We start from the raw sequence: 19,428 nt of genomic DNA, 5'->3' as shown, positions 1-19,428 counted from the left end.
CTCAGAACTTGTCGAGTTTCCACCGCTGGCAAGGGCCGTTCCAGTACGGCCACGCAATCAGGTGGTCGGCTTTCTGCTCCGTGCAGGCCGGTATGTCGAGCGAGTACCCGGTTCGGACCTGCTGGATGCTGTAGCTACCGCCGACCGCCGGTTCGATCCGCCAGCGTTGGCAGTCGTCCTCGTCGTTGGCTGCTACCTCGGTGATGCTGGTTCCCTTCACCGAGGAGCAGCCGTCCACGCCGAGGGCCAGACCGTCGGACGCGTTGGTGATCCGGTAGACGTCGTCACCGAGCGGACTGATGTTCCACTTCTGGCAGGGGCTCGTGGGAATCCAGTCCCAGGTCCGCAATCCTTCGGCGGGGTTGCAGTCCTTCACATCGAGGACGTACTGGTCGACGGACGGCGGCGGCTGCGGCATCGTCGTCTGGATCCGGTAGCGGCCGTTCAGCTGCGGCGTGTTCAGGGCGGGCCGGAGGAACCACTGCTGACCGGCGGCTGCGGCGCAAGGCACCTGCAACAGCTTGGCCCCGTTGGCGGTCGACCCGCCGTCGACTCCGGCGCACTTTCCGCTGTGTGCGAACCGCAGCTGGACGACGGTGTCGTAGCTGCTGCCTTCGACATAGTCCAGCAGCACCTGCTGGTTCGAGTTCCCGGTGCAGGAGTACTGAAAGATCGGCGTGTTGTCCGCGATGTTCCGGTCCTGGACGTCCAGACATCGCGGTACGCCGTCCCGAGCCGCGCCGTCGGCGTGCACGGTGTGCAGTTCGTACTGTTCGGTGCCGGCCACCTGCTCGACCCGGAACCGCTGATGCAGACCGCCGAAACAGTCCCATTGCTGGGCCGGCGCTGTCAGGTCCTGGGAGGCGCCCGCGATCTCCAGACACTTGCCACTGCCACGTGACACCAGTTCGTACGTCCGGTGCTCGATGGCGAACTTCGGCCCGGTGACGGCGGCAACCGCGTTCTCCCGCCAACCGGTCGTCGCGGTTCCGAACGCGGTGCCGGTGGAAGGGACCACGGACACGGCGCGACCGCCGCCGGGCAGCGCCGAGGTCAGCGCCACGTCGTCGAGGTGGTCACCGGTGAAGTCGCCGACGGACAGCGTGGTGGTCAGCGGGTCCACGGTCGCGTCGTGCCACCACTCCGCAGCGGTCATCGCGGTACCGGTCGATTGGAACACCTCGAGCGACGTACCGGACTTGTCGTAGAGCGCGACGATGTCGTCCTTGCCGTCACCGTTCACATCTCCGGCTGCCGGCTTGCTGTGATCCCAGCAGTACCCGCCCACACCGCTGTCGTGCAGCACCACGGCCGGGCTCGCGAACGCCGTACCGGTCGAACGGTAGAGCTCGGTCACCGTACGGCAGCTGCCGAGGTCGCGCTGGTTCACGAGGTCGTCCTTGCCGTCGCCGTCGACGTCGGCGAGCAGCGGCGTGCTGGTGGCGAAGTCACCGCCGGACGTCGTGGTGGTCAGCCACTCGACCGGCGCGGCGATCTGGGGGCCGCCCAGGAACACCAGGGTCTTCCAGGTGCCGTCGCCGTTGTTGAGCTGCACCAGGATGTCCGCCGCCTGGTCACCGTTCACGTCACCGCTGGTCATCCGTGCACTGCTCAACGGCCAAGCCGCGCCGTCGCTGCTCCACACCGGCGTCGATGCGGCGTCGTACCGGCTGCCGTCGGACTTCAGCCGGTACAGACCGATCCGGTGTCCGGCTTCCTCCCGGAACAGTGCCAGGTCGGTGCGGCCGTCGCCGTCGAAGTCACCTCGGACGGCGCGGGTCCGGAACAGCGGGAACCCGCCGTTGTCGCCCGAGTCGAAGCCGACCGTCCCGGTGAACAGCCCGGCGGGCTTCGCCGGTACGTTCCACACAGTGGTGCGGCCGTTGCCCTGGTCGATGACGGCGGCCACGTCGGCCAGGCCGTCACCGTTCATGTCGCCGCGGACGTGGAAACCCGGCGCGGCCGCCTTCGCACTGAGGTTCCAGGCCGGCGCCGCGGCGCTGGTGTTGCCGGCCTGGTCGACCGCCTTCACGTACAGCCGCTTCGTCCGCGCGCCGGTCGTCGGATCGGGCCACAGCGTCAGCGGAAGCTGGGCGGAACCGTCCGGGCCGGCCTTGATCCTCGACGTGGTCTTCTCGGCCGCGAAACCCCAGAGGTACTCCGCGACGTCGGTGTCCCCGGCCGCCGGGCTCAGCGTAACCACACCCGGCGTACCGACAGGCAGTCCCGAGAGACCGTCGGGAAAGTCGGTCGACGACAGCTGCGGCCGTCCCGGCTTCACCGAGTCGATGCGGAAGTAGCAGGGCGAACTCTCCGGTCCGTGGTCGACACCGTCGCCGGCCACGCCGTCGTCGCTGTACGCCGACACCCGGTAGGTCTCGCCGTTCACCAGCACACCGGCCGGTACTTCGGGCCACGCGAACGCCGCACCGTTCGTGGTCGCCCCGGAGTCGACCTGGTGGACGACGACGTTGTCCGAGGCGCGCCGGATCAGCAGCCGATTGGTGAGCAGATCGCCGTCGGGATCCGAGGCGACCGCCGCGAACGTCGGCTGCGTGTTGCTGTAGGGCGTCGGCGCGGTCGCGGTGCCGCACGGCCGCGGGCGAGCGAAGTTCACCTTCGCCGGCGCCAACGGGATGTTGTTGTAGACGACGACCAGCTTCGCGCTGTCCGGGTGGAACCTCTTCCATTGGGTCTCGTCGGACTCGTTCGGCGCCTGCAGACCGAGGCTGATGTACCCGGTCCCGTTGTCGGCGATCGACTGCACCAGCGTGTTCAGATCGGCGGAGCTGAAGCCCATTGCCATGTCCGGTTCACCGGCACCCGTCCGGGCATGTCCGGACGCCTCGGCGTTCAGGTAGCGGACCCAGTACCCGGACCGCTCGGCCTCGGCCCAGCTCAGTGGGACCTCCGGATCGATCGCCTTGGTCTGCCACAACCGGGTCGGTGTCGAGGTCGACGTCGGGCTGTGGTCGAGAACGATGTCGAACTCCGAACGCACCACCCGGGCGCCGTTGATCTGATCGGTCCGCATCTGGAACAGCGACCGGTACACGTCCGGGTCCGGTCCCCATGCCGCGCCGACCTTGGCTCCCTCGTCGCGGTCCAGATTCCAGTACGACTGGTCCGGATACTGCCGGTCCACATGGGTCCACCGATACTCGGTGCTCGACATCGACGGATCCAGGTAGAGCGGGAACCGGGACGCGGGCGCGCTCAGCATCGCACGGTTGGGACGGACCAGGAGCGCCTGACCGGACTTCGACGTGGTCATCCTGACCGCGGTCCGGGCGCTGTCCCACATCATCGGCGTACCGGCGCTGAACACCGCTTTACCGGAACGGTCGGACACGGTCGTGGCGCCATCGGCCGCGGTCGTGATCCGCGCTCCGGCTGCGCTGCTGATCGGAAACCGGAACTCCGCCAGTGCGGGATTCGCCGCCGCCTCACGACTCTTCACCACGAGAACTTCGCGGAACCCCGTCGACGAGGCGCGTACCTGCAGGTCCACGCCGGGGAACACCTCCGGGTACGTCGCGGTGTCACCTGCCAGCACGGGCTTCGGCAAGTTCGACTGCCAGCCCATCCGCACCTCGGTCAGGCCCTCGCCCAAGGTGAGCAGGTTGCTGTCACCACCACCCGACAACCGCAGATCCAGAACCCCGGCGCGTGGTCGTACCGACCCGTCCGGCCCTGCCACCAACGTGTTGTCGATCGGCACCCAGCCGGAACCGCGGCGGGCGCGGACCGGGTAGGCGTACTGCTCCAATCGGTGCTCGCCGTTCGGCTGGACGAAGATCTGCGTCGTCTCGGTCCGGCGGTCGGTCAGCTCGACGTCCCGGCCGGTACGGCGGGCGGTCTGCACCGCTGCCTCGTCCTGCGGGATCGCGGCCGCATCGACGCCGGCCGGCTCGGCGGAAGCGACCGTCGGCAGCTGGGCGGCGGAAGCCGGCAAAAGAACGAAGAGGACACCGGCGACGGCGGTCCAGGGCCGGCCAGACAATGCGGTCATCGTGATCCTTACTGGTCGCGTCCGGAACTCGAGGCTCAGGTTCGCACGCCCGCCGGTTCCGCAGAACACATTCGACGGCCGTCGAATGCGTTGCCCGAAGTCCGGGACTACGGCGTCAATGGTTTCGGTACAGACCGCCCACCAAAGGACCGCCCCATGCCTGGAAGCCGGCGTACTCGACGCCTTCGTGCCCGTCCCCGACTACGTGCCGCCGTCGCGAGCGTCGCGGCGTTGAGCCTGCTCACCTCGTTGCACGGACCTGCCGCGAGTGCGGCGCCGCCGCACAAGGCGACGACCAAGCAGGCGACCACCCCGAAACCGAAGTCGGTCTCGGGCCACAACCGGGTGGCCGATCCCGGAGTGCCGGACCTCGATGCCCGGTACACGCTGACCGCGACCCCCGCCGTCAACTGGCCGGCGCCCGGATCGGCGGAGGTGACGCTACCCGCGGCCGGCACCAGGACGCTGCTGGCGAAGGCATCCGATCTACCGATCCAGGTTGGCCCCAGCTCCGCGGCGAACCGTGCGGTGTCCCTTGCAGGCAAGGGTTCCGCCGCTGCCGAGGCCGCCGCGGCGAGCACCCCACGCACTGTGCACGTCGACCTGCTCGGTCGGCGCGACGCCGCGCTGGTGTTCCGCCTGCGCCGGACCGACAACGCCAAGCAGGGTGGGCAGGTCTCGGTGCGGGTGGACTACTCGAGCTTCCGGCACGCCTACGGCGGTGACTGGAGCGGGCGCCTGCGGCTGCTCCGGGTCCCCGAGTGTGCGCTCACGACACCGGGCGCGACCGGGTGCTCCGGCGTACCTGTTGCCACAAGCAACGATGGGACCGGCGCGCTCTCCGCGGACGTCCCCGCGAATGCCCTGCTCGCCGTGCAGGCGGCGACGGCCGGACCGAGCGGTGACACGGCGGCCTCGACAATCAGCCCGACCGCGACCTGGGAGGCCGGTGGCGCGTCCGGTGACTTCAACTGGAACTACCCGATGAAGGCGCCGCCGAGCCTCGGTGGGCCGCAACCCGACCTCGCTCTCGGCTATTCGTCGGGCGGCGTCGACGGCAGGACCAGTGGCAGCAACAGCCAGGCGTCGTGGGTGGGCGCCGGGTTCGAATTCACACCGGGTGGTTCGATCGAGCGCCGCTACGCGTCCTGTGCCTCGAAGACGGAGCAGAAGGGCAACAACGGCACCAAGGCGACCGGCGACCTCTGCTGGGCGACCGACAACGCCACGTTCTCGCTGAACGGCAGCGGCGGCGAGCTGGTCCGCGACGACGCCACCGGTACCTGGCACCCGAAGGCCGATGACGGTACGAAGGTCGAGCACCTGTTCGGTGCGGTGAACCCGGACCAGGGACCGGACGGCACCGGGACCGGGGGCAAGGGTGAGTACTGGAGAATCACCGACAAGAGCGGCACCAAGTTCTACTTCGGCCTGAACAAGCTTCCCGGCGCGACGTCCGCGTCGCAGTACACGAACTCGGTCTGGACCGCGCCGGTGTACGGCAACAACGCTCAGGAGCCGTGCAACCAGGCCGCGTTCGCGAACTCGTGGTGCGACCAGGCGTACCGGTGGAACCTCGACTACGTCGTCGACGCGCACGGCAACACGATGAGCCTGTTCTACGACACCGAAACCAACAACTACGGGCGGAACGCGACAGCGACCACCGTGTCGACGTACACCCGCGCCGGAAACCTGAAGCGGATCGAGTACGGACAACGCGACGGCGAGGTCTTCAGCACTCCCGCGGTCGCGAAGGTCGACTTCACCACCGCGGACCGCTGCCTGGGCGCCTGTGCCGCGGCGGCAGACTACCCGGACACCCCGCTCGACCAGGAATGCACCAGTACCACGAACTGCGACAGCCGGTTCAGCCCGACGTTCTGGACGAAGAAGCGGCTGACGAAGGTCACGACCTCGGTCTGGCGCGGCAGTTCGTTCGCCCCGGTCAGCTCCTGGTCCCTGCAGCAGAACTACCTGCAGGGCGACAACGAGCGCGCGATGCTGTGGCTGGACAGCATCACGAACACCGGTGAGGTCGGTGGTTCACTGCCCACTCCGGCCACGACGTTCGCGGCCGTGATGAAGCCGAACCGGATCAAGGGCGCCGATGGGACCTCGACGCTGGAGTGGCCGCGGGTCAAGACGATCACCTACGGCACCGGCGGGCAGCTGCGCGTCGAGTACCTGGACTCCGACTGCAGTCTGCCCGGCAATGTCCCCAACCCGGACACCAACGGCATGCGTTGTCTTCCGGTGAAGTGGACCCCGGCAGGACAGGCAGAGCGGGAGGACTGGTTCAACAAGTACGTCGTCAGCCGCATCACCGAGGCCGACCTCGTCAGCGGCAACGAACCCGTCGTCACCAGCGTCGAGTACCTCGGCACGCCGGCCTGGCACCACGACGACGAGGACGGTCTCGTGGAGGTCGACCGGAAGACCTGGTCGCAATGGCGCGGCTACGAGAAGGTCAAGGTGATCAAGGGCCTGAGCCCCGGGCCCCAGACAGTCACGGTGAACACGTACTTCCGCGGGATGGACGGCGACCAGCTTGCCGACGGCACCACGAAGGTCCGCCAGGTCACCGACTCCACCGGCGCGAAGCTGCCCGACACCAACGCGCTGGCGGGTCAGGTCCGTGAACAGCTCATGTACGACGGTGACACCATCACCGACCGCGCCATCACCGACCCGTGGATGTCGCAGGCGACGAGCAAACGCCAGAACAGCTGGGGTACGACGACCACCTCGCTGCAGGTCCAGGAGCAGGCTGTCCGGCAGGACGTCGCGGTCGACGGAGGACGGCGGACCAGTTCCAGTACGAACGTGTACGCCGACAAGGCGGATCCGTCCGGACTACCGGTGGGGACCCTGAAGGAGACCAGCAACCTCAACGACGTCGCCAACCCGAGCGACGACACCTGCACGCGCTACGAGTACACCGGCAACGCGACCGTAGGGCTGGCTGAGCTGCCGATCCGCAAGCAGACGGTCTCGGTCGGCTGTGACAAGCCCTGGACGAACGCTCAGGTGCTCGGCGACGACAAGATCGGGTACGACGACCCGGCCGCCGCCCCGACCAAGGGCGATCGCACGTCGGAGCAGCGCCTGACCGGATTCGACGCGGCCGGTTTGCCGACGTACCAGACCGTGTCCACCTCGACGTTCGACGCCTACGGCCGGGTCCGGTCGACCGTCGACTCGGGCAACCACGCGACCCGGATGGACTACTCGCCGGCCACTGGTCCGGTCACCAGGACCACCGTGACGCAGCCGAACGACCAGGTCAGCTCGACCGACGTCGACCCCGCCTGGGGAGAGCCCACCAAGGTGACCGATCCCGCCGGCCGTTCGACCGTGACGCAGCGCGACCCGCTCGGCCGGGTCCGCAAGATCTGGACGCCGGGCCACAGCACGACCGGCACGCCGACGACCGAGTACGAGTACCGCATCCGGCCGGACGGCGCCGGCGTGGTGACCACGAAGACACTTGCGGCCGACGGCGGTGTACAGACCAGCTACGAGCTCACCGACGGACTGCAGCGCAAGATCCAGACCCAGGAGGCGTCGAACGACGGTACCGGCCGGATGATCAGCGACTACCAGTACGACTCGCGTGGCCTGCAGGTGAAGCAGAACGGCCCGTTCTACAACGACGCGCCGCCCGGGACGGACTACTTCGAGCCGGCTGAGGAGGAGTTGCCGGCGCAGAAGCTCACCACGTACGACGACCAGGAACGCCCGCTCACCGAGACGTTCGTGTCCGCGCTGGTTCCGCAGTGGAGCACCACGCACGTTCAGAACGGTGACCGGGAAACGATCGACCCGCCGCGGGGTGAGCAGGCGACCACCAAGATCAAGGACGTCCAAGGGCGAATCGTCGAGTTGCGCCAGTACACCGGCGACTCGGCGACCGGGGCCTACGACAGCACGAAGTACACCTATCACCCGGCCGGTCAGCTCGCGACCGTGACCGATGCCGCGGGCAACGTCTGGAAGTTCGACTACGATCTGCGCGGCCGGAAGATCCGGACCGAGGATCCCGACAACGGAGTCATCACCTACACCTACAACGACCTCGACCAACTGGTGTCGAGCAAGGACGCGCGCGGCGTGGTCCAGTCGTTCGCCTACGACAACGTCGGCCGCAAGGTCGCGGCGTACGACAGTCTGGACCAGACGTCCGCGCATCTGACAGCCGAGTGGAAGTACGACACGCTGAAGCCGGGCTCGCTGACCAGCACGACGCGCTATCTGAACGGCAACGCGTACGTGAACCGCGTGCTCGGCTACGGCGACGACGGCAAGCCGACCGGCAGCCAGATCGTCATCCCGGCCAGCGAAGGAGCGCTGGCCGGAACCTACACGGTCGGTACGACGTACACGCCGGACGGCCAGCCCGACAAGACCACCCTGCCGGCGGTCGGAGGCCTGCCTGCCGAGACGGTCGACCTGGACTACAACGCGCAGAACCAGCCCGTGACGATGACCGGCGCAGACACCTATGTGACCGGTACGACCTACACGGTGTACGGCGAGACGTCCGAGATCACGATGGCCAAGGACGGCAAGATCGTCCAGCAGACCTATGACTACGACGAGAGCACCCGGCGGCTGAGCCGGAGCGTGTTCAAGTCGGAGGACACGAAGTTCAACGACCTGAACTACACCTATGACGACGGCGGCAACCTGACCAAGATCCAGGACGTCGGCAACCCCGGCGAGCAGACCGACACCCAGTGCTTCGGATACGACGCCTACCGGCGGATGACGCAGGCCTGGACGCCCGGTGACGGAGACTGTGCGGCCGATCCGGCCAAGGACAAGCTGGGCGGCCCGGCGCCGTACTGGCAGAGCTGGACCTTCGACAAGACCGGCAACCGCAAGACCGAGACCCGGACCACCGCGGCCGGCACGACGACCAGCACGTACACGTACGGCGCCACGCAGCCGCACGCGGTCACGGCGGTCGCAACGACGGGCGCCGGCGGCGACAGCACTGACACCTACAGCTACGACCAGGCCGGCAACCTGAAGACGCGATCGCTGGCCGGCGGCGCTCCCGAGAGGTTCAGCTGGGACCAGGACGGACGCCTGGCCGCGACTACCGGCACGAAGTCGTCGTCGTACGTCTACGATGCCGACGGCAACCGTCTGCTCCGGAAGGACCCGTCCGGCACGACACTGTTCCTGGGAGACACCGAGTTGCTGCTGCGACCCGACAACTCCTTGCTGGGCACGCGCTACTACAGCTACGGCGGTCAGACGATCGCGGTCCGCGCCGGCGCGACGCAGCTCAGCTGGGTCAGCTCCGACAACCACAACACCGGGACGGTGTCGGTCGACGCTGTCACCCACGCGGTGCAGAAGCGGCGCACCACGCCGTACGGAGAGACTCGCGGGACGGCGCCGAGCGCCTGGCCGGGGGAGCGAGGGTTCGTCAACGGCACGAACGACGACGTCACCGGGCTGGTGCATCTCGGGGCCCGCGAGTACGACCCGTCGCGCGGCCGCTTCATCTCGGTCGACCCGGTTGCCGACTTCAACGATCCGCAACAGCTGAACGGTTACGCGTACGCGAACAACAACCCGGCCAGCTTCAGCGACGCGGACGGCCGGCAGACCGTGACCGAGACGGTCACCGTCATGAAGACGGTCGTCTACATGATCACCAAGCGGATCGTCGAGTACCAGAAGATCCGGATCAAGGTGGTCAGCTACATCATCGTGTTCGGTGCGCTGTCGGCGGTCGCGGCGGCGTTCGGAATGGTGGGGCTGAGCGCCCTGTACACGATGGCCGTCGTGCACTACAAGACGATCGAGAAGAAGATCGTCCGGATCATCCACCAACTCGCGACCAAGGTGATCCGGTTGATCAAGAAGATCATCCGGTACGTCGGGCCTGACGAACGGGCGAACCTGAACAACCTGATGAAGACGACCGCGGCCCTCACCGATCCGGGCAAGAGTTCCCAGGGACTGTGGAAACTCGTGAACCAGCTGAACGACTTCGCGAACGCCGCGAACACCTGGGCGGTGCAGGCCAAACTCGCAACCCCGTCCGGAGGCGGAGGTGGCGCGAGCGGTGGCGGCGGCTCCGACTTCGACCCGAAGGACTCCAACGACGAGGGTTACGCGAAGAACATCATCATCGGTGGGTACGGTGCCTTCTACGGTGCACTCGCCGGAGCACTGTGCCTTCCCGGGGGACTGTTGGCAATCGGCTGCGCGGTTGCGGGTGGAGTGGGCGGCGCGGCGGTTGGTGTCGCGGTCTGGAACTACTCCAACACCGAGACCGGGTTCCACTTCGACCGGTTCCTCGAGGCCAACGGCTTGCTCCTCGTCGGCTCATGGGCGGCGAACCACCCGGCGGAGACGAATGTCCTCCGGGCCGGTGGGCAGCTCTTCCAGAACTGGCAGGATCGGGCGCACAAGGGGTATGAGGAAGCAGCGCGGAACGGAACGCTGCAGGACAGAGTGCACGGCTGAGCAGTGAGTGAGAAGGGCTGGCAAAACCAGTTCAGCCCTTCTCACGCTGCGCTTTCACTTCTAAGATGCCGGGCAAGCTAAACCGGTATATCTGAAGGAGTGTGAGGCGATGTCAGACCCGGTGAAGGTTTCCCGGAGGACTTTGATCACGGTCGGTGGTGCCGGCTTGGGAGTGGCGCTGGCCGGGGTCGGTGGTACGGCGCCTGCTGTGGCCGGAGCGGTCGCCGTACCGAAGCCGGGGTCGGGTGGGATTCCGCCGGGGCCGTCGACGTACGGGTGGGATCCGGCGGATCTGCTCGACTTCGACCCAGCCACGCATCCGTGGGGGCGGCACCTGCGGTGCCTGGTTCCGCTGGCGCCGCGGATCGCGCCGTTCGCGCCGACCCAGGCGCATCCGGACCTCGACCCCGGGGTGCGGTTGTCGACGCTCAGCGTGGACGACGCCGGCTCGGTCTACGAAGGGCGCAACCAGCCGATCGGGCTGGAAGGGCATACGTATACACAACGGTTCTGGCCGTACATCGACGTCTGGGGGACCTGGCACGGGCAGGTGCTGCCGTCGGTGCCGAGCGACGTGGTCGCGAACCCGGGCGCGCCCGGCCGGACGTACGGCGTCATCGACATCCCGAACCCGGGCTGGACCGAGGCCGCGCACAAGAACGGCGTGAAGACCATCGGCGGCTGGTTCTGGCCGCGGTCCGGCGTGGACTTCGGCGAGTTCCTGGTGCAGGCCGCGGACGGCTCGTTCCCGGTCGGCGACAAGCTGATCGAGATCCGCCGGTACTTCGGGTTCGACGGCCTGTTCATCAACCAGGAGGCCACGATCACCGCCGCCCAGGCCGCCAAGCTGCGCGACCTGTTCCGCTACCTCAAGGCGAAGGACCCGGCGTTCTACCTGCAGTACTACGACGCCGACCTGCCGAACGGTGACCTCGACTACCAGAACACGCTGAACGCGAAGAACGTTCCGTGGCTCGGGGCGCCCGGCGATCAGACGGTCGACTCGATCTTCATCAACTACGGCTGGCCGTACGCCGACCCGGACCTCAGCGGCAGCGCGAAGACCGCGAAGGCCGCCGGGTTCGACCCGCGAGCTGTGGCCTTCGCCGGCGTCGAGCACCAGCAGGGCGGCTTCAACCCGGAGGAGTGCTTCACCGACTACGCGTACCCGGGTCACCCCGGCCCGGTCTCGGTCGGCCTGTTCGTCGAGGACCAGTACTGGGCCACGGCCGCGAACTCGGGCGCGACGACAACCCCGGAAGGACGGGCGAAGTACCGCGACCTCGAGCAACGCTTCTGGTCCGGCCCCACCGGCAACCCGGCGACGTCCGGCCGCCTCGAGCCGCGCAAACCGCCGTACCGGACAGACGTGCTGAACTACAAGAAGTGGGACGGTATCGCGCACGGCGTCGTCGAGCGGTCGCCGTACGGCGGGCTGCCGATCGTGACGACGTTCAACATCGGCGTCGGCAGCACGTTCTACCTCGACGGCAAGCAGGTCCGCGACAGCGGCTGGGACAACCAGGGCTGCGCGGACCGGTCGCTGACCTGGCAGTACTGGACCGACGGTGTCACCGTGACGCTCGACGAGAGCACGGCGTACGAGGGCGCGCACAGCCTCGCGCTGTCGGGCACCGGCGTCATGCATCTGTTCAAGACCGACCTCAATCAGGCGGCCGCGACCGAGGTACGCGTCGTCTCGCAAGGCCTGTCCACGCTGGAGCTCGGCGTGAGCCGCCGCGGCGATCCGCACCGCATCGAGTGGATCCGGCTGACTCCCGCGAAACGCTCCAACGGCTGGACCGAGTACCGCGGCCGCATCCCGCAGGACAGCGACCGCATCGCGCGGATCTCCTTGCGTACCAGCGGATCCGGCCACCTCGGCAAGGTCTTCCTCGCCGATACCCGCACCGCCGACCTTGCCCCGCGCCGCCCCCGGATCTTCACCGCCGCCGACGCCGGCCAAGGCGCCGGCACCACCCGCCACCTCACCTTCGCCTGGCAACTCCAGTCCGACGCCACCGCCTACGACATCCTGCAGGACAATCACTGGCTCGGCCGGGTCCACCGCGACGTCTTCTTCGCCGAGTCGGTCGACCTCACCCGCGGCCGCACCTTCGCCCTGGTCCCGATCGCCGCGAACGGCAACCGCGGCCCCGCCCTCACCACCACGCTGTAGACGACTGGGGACGCCGCACCACAGCGGCGTCCCCGGTCGAGTTCTTGCAAAGATTGATCGAGATATTGCGCACCTGTATCCGGGGTATTACGGTCTGTCGCTAACCGCCCCGTTGAGAGTGAGCCGCCCATGTTCCGGTCAATCCGTCCCCGGAGGGCACGCGCCGCCGTGCTCGCCGCCTGCGGCGCCCTGGTCGCCGCGAGCCTTTCCGTCCTCGCCCCCGTCTCCGCCTGGGCCGCCGCCTCCGGCGGGGTCGGCGCGACCCTGCCGTACGTCGAAGTACAGGCCGAGAACTCGTCCACCAACGGCACGGTGATCGGCCCGAGCGCCGCCTACAACACGCTCGCGGCCGAGGCGTCGTACCGGAAGGCCGTGACCTTGCAGGGCACCGGCAAGTACGTCGAGTTCACCACGCCGGTGGCGACGAACTCGATCGTGTTCCGCTACAGCATCCCGGACACCGGCTCCGGCTCGGTCTACACGCCGCAACTGTCGTTGTACGTCGACGGGTCGAAGCAGCCGAACTTCACCCTCACCAACGCGTACAGCTGGTACTACGGCGGCTATCCGTTCACGAATACGCCGGGCAGCAACCCGCACCACTTCTACGACGAGGTGCACCGGCTGTTCCCGACTGCGTATCCGGCCGGTACCAAGTTCCGGCTGCAGGTCGACGCCGAGGACACGGCGGCGTCGTACACGATCGACTTCGCCGACTTCGAGAACGTCGCCGGGGCGTCGAGCCAGCCGGCCGGTTCGGTCTCGGTGACCAGCCACGGCGCGGACCCGACAGGTGTCGCGGATTCCACCAACGCGTTCAACGCGGCGATGGCCGCGGCCGGTGCCGGCGGTACGGTGTGGATCCCCGAGGGGACGTTCAAGATTCCGGGACACCTGATCCTGAACAACATCACGATCAAGGGCGCCGGCATGTGGCACTCGACGATCGTTGGCGCGGCCCCCGGTTTCTACGGAAACTACGCGCCGAACGCGAGCAGTGGCGTGCATCTGGCGGACTTCGCGATCTTCGGCGACGTCCAGGAGCGCAACGACGGCGCCCAGGTGAACGGCATCGGCGGCGCGCTGAACAACTCGACCGTGGACCGGGTGTGGATCGAGCACGAGAAGGTCGGCGCCTGGATGGACGGCCCGTTCGACAACCTGGTCTTCAACGGCATGCGGATCCGCAACGTGACGGCCGACGGCGTGAACTTCCACGACGGTGTCACGAACTCCAAGGTGACGAACAGCGATCTGCGCAACCTGGGTGACGACGGTCTCGCGACCTGGTCGGACCAGAACGCGGACGCCAACGACTCCTTCGACCACAACACCGTGCAGTACCCGATCCTGGCCAACGGCATCGCGATCTACGGCGGCCACGACAACTTCGTCACCGACAACCGGGTGATCGACGCCGGTCTCACCCAGGGCGGCGGCATCCACGTCGCGCAGCGGTTCAACTCGACGGCGCTCGGGCGGACCGACGTACTGCGGAACACGATCATCCGGTCCGGCAGCCTGGACCCGAACTGGCAGTTCGGCGTCGGCGCGCTGTGGTTCGACGCCCGCGACGGCGCGATCGCCGGATTGACGAATGTTGACAATCTACTGATCCAGCAGAGCCCGTACGAGGCGATCCAGTTCGTCTCGGGATCGAACATCAGCAACGTCCACATCAACAACGCGACGATCCAGAACACCGGGACCTGGGTCGTCCAGGAACAGGTCGGCGGCTCGGCGACGATCACCAACAGCACCGCCACCGGCACCCAGGCGCCCGGCCCGATCTACAGCTGCGGCGTCGGCTTCACCCTCACCGACGGCGGCGGCAACTCAGGCATCTTCGGGCCGTCGCAGTGCCAGAACATCACGGCGCCGACGTTCCCGCCGTACCTGCCGGACAACGGTTCGCAGCTCTCGATCAGCCCGACCGCCGTGGCTTTCGGGGCAGTTGCGACCGGCACGACGAGTGCGGCGCAGACTGTCACGGTTACGAACAGCGGCACCGCCGCCGCACCGGTCAGCTCCGTCGCGGTTACGGGAGACTTTGCCCAGAGCAACAACTGTGGCGGCAGCATCACGGCCGGCGGCTCCTGCACGGTGAACGTCACGTTCCGCCCCACCGCCGCCGGTAACCGTACCGGCAACCTGACTGTCAACGCTTCCGGCGTGACGAACACCGTCCCGCTGTCAGGTACGGGCGTCGCGCCTGGGCCGATCCTGACCACCGACCCGGGGAGTCTGTCCTTCCCGGACACGCTGGTGGGCAGCGCGTCCGCGACGCGAACCGTCACGCTGACGAACTCAGGTACGGCGTCCGCGACCGTCTCGGGCGTCGCGGCAACCGGTGACTTCAGCCAGACGAACAACTGCGGGACCGTGGCGGTCGGCGCGTCCTGCACGGTCACGGTCACCTTCCGGCCGACCGCTTCGGGAGCCCGGACCGGCAACGTCACGGTGACCAGCAACGCCAACAACAGCCCCGCCTCGATCGCCCTCACCGGCAACGCGATCGGCTCCGACACCAACCTCGCCCTCAACAAACCGGCCACGGCCAGCAGCCAGGTCAACGGCACCCAGACCGCCGCGACGGCCACGGACGGCGACGCGAACACCTATTGGGAAAGCGCGAACAACGCTTTCCCGCAATGGCTGCAGGTCGACCTCGGTACGGCGCGCAGCATCGGCAAGGTCACCCTGAAGCTTCCGCCCAGCTCGGCCTGGGGCACCCGCACGCAAACGCTGTCGGTCCAGGCAAGCACCGACGGCTCCACCTTCACCACACCGGTAGCGTCCGCGGCGTACACGTTCACGTCTCCCGCCAACGTCGTGAACATCGCCGTACCGACGACGACCGCCCGCTACGTTCGGGTCAACGTCACCGCCAACAGCGGGTGGCCGGCCGGGCAGGTGTCGGAGTTCGAGGTGTATCCGAGCGGCGGCACCGCGGGACCGAGCTTGAGCACCAGCCCGTCGTCGCTCAGCTTCGCATCGCAGGCGCTCAACACGACCAGTGCCGGTCAGGCCGTCGTCGTGACTAACGCCGGAGGTCAGGCGGCCTCGGTCTCGAGTGTCACGGCATCGGGTGACTACTCACAGACCAACAACTGCGGCAGCATCGCGGTCAACGCCTCGTGCACGGTCGACGTCAGCTTCCGGCCGACCGGGTCCGGGACCCGGACGGGAACGCTGACGATCAACAGCAACGCGACCAACAGCCCGGCCACGGTCACGTTGTCCGGTACCGGTGCCGGCAGTACGAACACCAACCTCGCCGCGGGCAAACCGACCAGCGAGTCCAGCCACAACGACGTCTACCCGTCGAGCAACGTCACCGACGGCAACCAGTCGTCGTACTGGGAAAGTGCGAACAACGCTTTCCCGCAATGGGTCCAGGTCGACCTCGGCGCTGCCACAACCGCCGGCCGCATCGTCCTGCAACTCCCGGCCGGCTGGGGATCCCGCACCGAAACCCTCTCGGTCCTTGGCAGTACCAACGGCACGACCTTCAGTACCCTCGCCGGCCCGGCCGGTTACTCCTTTGCCCCGGGCAACAACAACACGGTCACCATCACCTTCACTCCCACCAGCCAGCGGTACTACCGCCTCAATCTCACCGCCAACGACGCCTGGCCCGCCGGCCAGATCTCGGAGTTCCAGGTCTGGAGCTCGTAGCGTCAGTTGCCGAAGCGCGCGACGATGGTGCGGGTTGCTTCCTGCACCACGTCGCGCGTCTCGCCGGCGGTGAGGGAGTAGCCGCCGTGGATGAGTCGGGGCCAGAAGACGATGGTCGAGATCATGCCGAGGAACTGCGCGGCGGCGGTGCCCGGGTCGTCGACCGTCGCCGTACCGGCGGCATTCGCGGCGCGGAGGTAGCGGCCCAGCGTGGCCATCACGGGGAGGGTGCCGAGGTCGAACGTGCGGGCCTGCAGTTCCGGGAATCTGCGGCCCTCGCCGATCAGGGTACGGATCAGGTCCTCCATGCGGGGACGGTTCAGCAGTTCGACGTACGCGAGGCCGATGGTCACCAGACCCGCGGAGAAGTCCGCGGCCGATGGGTCGACGAGCTCCCCGGAGGCCGTGCCGCCGGCTGACAGCAATGTCGCTTCGAAGAGCTCGGCCTTCGTGGGGAACTGCTTGAACAGCGTCGCCCTGGACACCCCGGCGCGCTCGGCGACGCGCGCCAGCGAGGTGCTGTCGTAGCCGGCTTCGAGGAACAGGTCCGCGGCGGCGTCGAGGATCGCCGCGCGGTTGGTCGCGGCGACCTGGCGGTGGTATGCGGAGAGTTCGCGGGGCATGCGCCCAGTATGTCAGAGAGGTGAGTCGCTTGACTCACGACAGATCCGCGACTACCTTCCCTCGCAATGGTGAGTCGACCGGCTCACCTCAACTGGCAGGGGGCTGAGCATGGCCAAGCTGATCTATTCGATGATCACCTCGCTCGACGGTTACACCGAGGCGACCGAAGGCGACCTCGGGTGGGGAGCGGAGGACGAAGAGGTGCACAGCTTCGTCGGCGACGTGTTCCGGCCCGTCGGCACGTTCCTCTACGGGCGGCGGATGTACGAGACGATGGTCTTCTGGGAGACCGTGCACACCCGGCCCGACATACCGCCGTACATCCTGCAGTACGCGGACGACTGGAGGGCGGCGGAGAAGATCGTGTACTCCACGACCCTGGAGTCGGCGCCGAGCGCGAAGACCCGGATCGAGCGCACCTTCGACCCGGACGCGGTGCGCAGACTCAAGAAGGAGTCGGACCACGACCTCAGCATCGACGGCCCGAACCTCGCGGCCCAGGCGATCAAGGCCGGCCTGGTCGACGAGTACCACCTCTTCGTCACCACGAGCGTCGTCGGCGGCGGCACCCGCTTCTTCCCGGCCGGCATCTGCCTGGACCTCGACCTGGTCGAGCACCGCTCGTTCACGTCGGGCGTGACCTACCTGCGCTACCGAACCCGCTGACCCCAGTCCGCGCGTACGCCGATCGCGGCCGTCAGTTTGGTTTCGTCCAGGCGACGGTGTGCCGGAAGCCGAGTTGGTGCCGCATCACCGCACCCGGCATGACGTCGACGACGAGGTCGTGCAGTTCGTCGAAGGTCTTTGTGGGGTCCCGTACCGGGTACGGGGCGGGCTGCTTGCCGTTCGGGTTCGGCCACGGGTGCTTGACGTATCCGATGACCGGATTGGTCACGACGGACGCGAGGTCCCAGGCGTGGTCGCGGACGCTTCGCGGAACGGCGAGCCCGACCGCCAGGAACCGCCCGCCAGGGGCGAGCAGCCGGCGTACGTCGTGCAGAGCCGCGGTCACATCCAGGTGGTGCAGCACGGCGATCATCGTGATCAGGTCGTACGGACCCGGGCCGTCGTTCCACGCGCCGCCGCGGACGGTCACGTTGCCGAACCCGGCGCTCCGCTGCGTGGCCTGCTCGAGCATGGCGGCGTCGAGGTCGACACCGTTCACGCTGGTGAAATACGGCGACAGAGCGGCCAGCAGCTCCCCACGTCCGCACCCGACGTCGAGCGCCGAGTCTCGCCGCTCAGGAAGGTTCGCGAGAATCCAACTGTGGAAGTGATCGTTGTGACTCCACGGATGCCGCGCATTCACCTTCTCCAGCCCCGAGGCCACACTCCCATTCGCAAACGTCCTAGCCCACCGCCGCCACACCATGCCGAACATTCTGCCGCTCGGTACAACTATTCAACCCCCAAAGCACACGTTGAGGTGGCCGGCTGCATGATCTCCTCGCGCCTGCGCCAGTGGGACCAGAACGCTCCCTTGTACCCCAGCTCGGTCAGACGCAGGAGGAACGGGTTGTCCGCGTAGTTGTTGTCCTCCTGGGTGAGCCCGGCAACGGTCGGCAGCATCACGCGGGGGTAGTCGCGTTCGGGAACCCACTTCCACAGGAGTTCGAGGCTGGTCAGCCAGCGGTCGCCCGGCGCGATCCGGCCGCGTCCTTCCGGAAGATCGGGGGAGAAGAAGTAGATCGGCCGGAAACCGCCGTACGGGTCGAACATGAACTGCCGCTCGTACTCGACGGTGCTCGCGCACTCCTCGAGAGGTGTGAGCAGGATCGGCGCAGCTGCGGTGTTGGACTGGACCCCGGGCACCGGTCGGACACCGCCGCTGCGCGCGGCCAGCTGCCTTCCCAACGGCGAGTACGGGAAGGCGCGGATGCCCAGCGTGAAGCCGACCACCGTCGCATCGAGGCCCAGCAGCTTCTCGACGCATTCGTGCATCGTCTCCTCGGTCTCGCCGGGCATACCCAGCAGTGCCTCGACCATGGTGAGCATCCCGTACCGGTCCGCGAGCCGGCACAACTTCTGGACGTCGTCGAACGTGTAGAACCGGGTGCCCTTCCCACTGACCTTCCAGCCGTCGAGCACCTCGTCGCGAACGTGATCGGGAGCGACATTGACACCCACACAGCCGGCTGCCGCCAGGAGCTGCGCGTATTCCTCGTCGAACGGCGCAGGCTGGACGTAGATCCACAAGCGCAGCTGATGAAGCGGCGAGCTCGCGTCGGCGTTCTTGCGGCGGATGATCTCCCGGAGCACGGCCTTGCTGTGGCTGATGCTGAGGTTGAACTCGCTGTCGGTGGTGTGCAGATCGTGGACACCCTGCGCCGTCAGCATCTCCATCTCGTCGACGACGGCGGTCTCCGCACGGCGGGCGAACTGACCTCCTTTGGCGTCGGGCTCGACGCAATGCGCGCACGCATAGGTGCAGCCGTTCTTGGTGAGG

8 protein-coding genes are annotated in these 19,428 nt (G+C 67.7%); 4 read left to right on the top strand and 4 right to left on the bottom strand.

Annotation, left to right across the window (positions count from 1 at the left end; translation table 11 throughout):
- Position 1 precedes the first annotated feature (1 nt).
- Entirely contained in the window at positions 2–4,012 is a 4,011-nt protein-coding gene (locus VFF46_RS00670) for an RICIN domain-containing protein (RefSeq protein WP_325034979.1), read from the bottom strand.
- A gap of 156 nt (positions 4,013–4,168) precedes the next feature.
- Here VFF46_RS00670 and VFF46_RS00665 point away from each other — a divergent pair, with 156 nt between their 5' ends.
- From VFF46_RS00665 to VFF46_RS00655, 3 genes are all read left to right on the top strand, one after another.
- Complete coding sequence (locus VFF46_RS00665; protein ID WP_325034978.1) at positions 4,169–10,501, top strand: RHS repeat-associated core domain-containing protein; 6,333 nt, start codon at positions 4,169–4,171, stop codon at positions 10,499–10,501.
- Positions 10,502–10,610: 109 nt separating this feature from the next.
- Positions 10,611–12,680 carry an endo-beta-N-acetylglucosaminidase gene (locus VFF46_RS00660; protein ID WP_325034977.1) on the top strand — a complete coding sequence of 690 codons (2,070 nt, stop codon included), beginning with the start codon at positions 10,611–10,613 and terminating at the stop codon, positions 12,678–12,680.
- Between the two features lie 129 nt (positions 12,681–12,809).
- Complete coding sequence (locus tag VFF46_RS00655; RefSeq protein WP_325034976.1) at positions 12,810–16,358, top strand: choice-of-anchor D domain-containing protein; 3,549 nt, start codon at positions 12,810–12,812, stop codon at positions 16,356–16,358.
- 2 nt (positions 16,359–16,360) lie between these two features.
- On the opposite strand, the gene VFF46_RS00650 is transcribed toward VFF46_RS00655, so the two are convergent.
- Positions 16,361–16,981: a TetR/AcrR family transcriptional regulator gene (locus VFF46_RS00650; RefSeq protein ID WP_325034975.1), complete on the bottom strand. Its 621-nt coding sequence runs from the start codon at positions 16,979–16,981 to the stop codon at positions 16,361–16,363.
- 109 nt (positions 16,982–17,090) lie between these two features.
- Between VFF46_RS00650 and VFF46_RS00645 the strand changes: the two genes are divergently transcribed.
- A complete protein-coding gene (locus VFF46_RS00645) occupies positions 17,091–17,648 on the top strand; it encodes a dihydrofolate reductase family protein (protein WP_325034974.1) in 558 nt (185 codons plus the stop codon).
- Between the two features lie 31 nt (positions 17,649–17,679).
- Here the strand turns inward: VFF46_RS00645 and VFF46_RS00640 are convergent, their stop codons facing one another.
- Together VFF46_RS00640 and tsrT are read right to left on the bottom strand one after the other, a co-directional pair.
- Positions 17,680–18,312 (bottom strand): class I SAM-dependent methyltransferase, encoded by a 633-nt coding sequence (locus VFF46_RS00640; protein WP_325034973.1) that lies wholly within the window; start codon positions 18,310–18,312, stop codon positions 17,680–17,682.
- A 68-nt stretch (positions 18,313–18,380) separates the two neighbouring features.
- A partial coding sequence (gene tsrT / locus VFF46_RS00635; protein ID WP_325034972.1) for a tryptophan 2-C-methyltransferase occupies positions 18,381–19,428 on the bottom strand: 1,048 nt, incomplete at its 5' end.

It is taken from the genome of Kribbella sp., from assembly GCF_035655035.1.
Classification (GTDB): Bacteria; Actinomycetota; Actinomycetes; order Propionibacteriales; family Kribbellaceae; genus Kribbella.
Note: the sequence above shows the minus strand (reverse complement) of the source record. Positions and strands in the feature narration are given on the sequence as shown.

What these genes read in the sequence shown, in the direction of transcription:
- VFF46_RS00670 (WP_325034979.1), bottom strand. Translation starts at nt 4,012, where the DNA reads ATGACCGCATTGTCTGGCCGGCCCTGGACCGCCGTCGCCGGTGTCCTC.
- VFF46_RS00665 (WP_325034978.1), top strand. Translation starts at nt 4,169, where the DNA reads ATGCCTGGAAGCCGGCGTACTCGACGCCTTCGTGCCCGTCCCCGACTA.
- VFF46_RS00660 (WP_325034977.1), top strand. Translation starts at nt 10,611, where the DNA reads ATGTCAGACCCGGTGAAGGTTTCCCGGAGGACTTTGATCACGGTCGGT.
- VFF46_RS00655 (WP_325034976.1), top strand. Translation starts at nt 12,810, where the DNA reads ATGTTCCGGTCAATCCGTCCCCGGAGGGCACGCGCCGCCGTGCTCGCC.
- VFF46_RS00650 (WP_325034975.1), bottom strand. Translation starts at nt 16,981, where the DNA reads ATGCCCCGCGAACTCTCCGCATACCACCGCCAGGTCGCCGCGACCAAC.
- VFF46_RS00645 (WP_325034974.1), top strand. Translation starts at nt 17,091, where the DNA reads ATGGCCAAGCTGATCTATTCGATGATCACCTCGCTCGACGGTTACACC.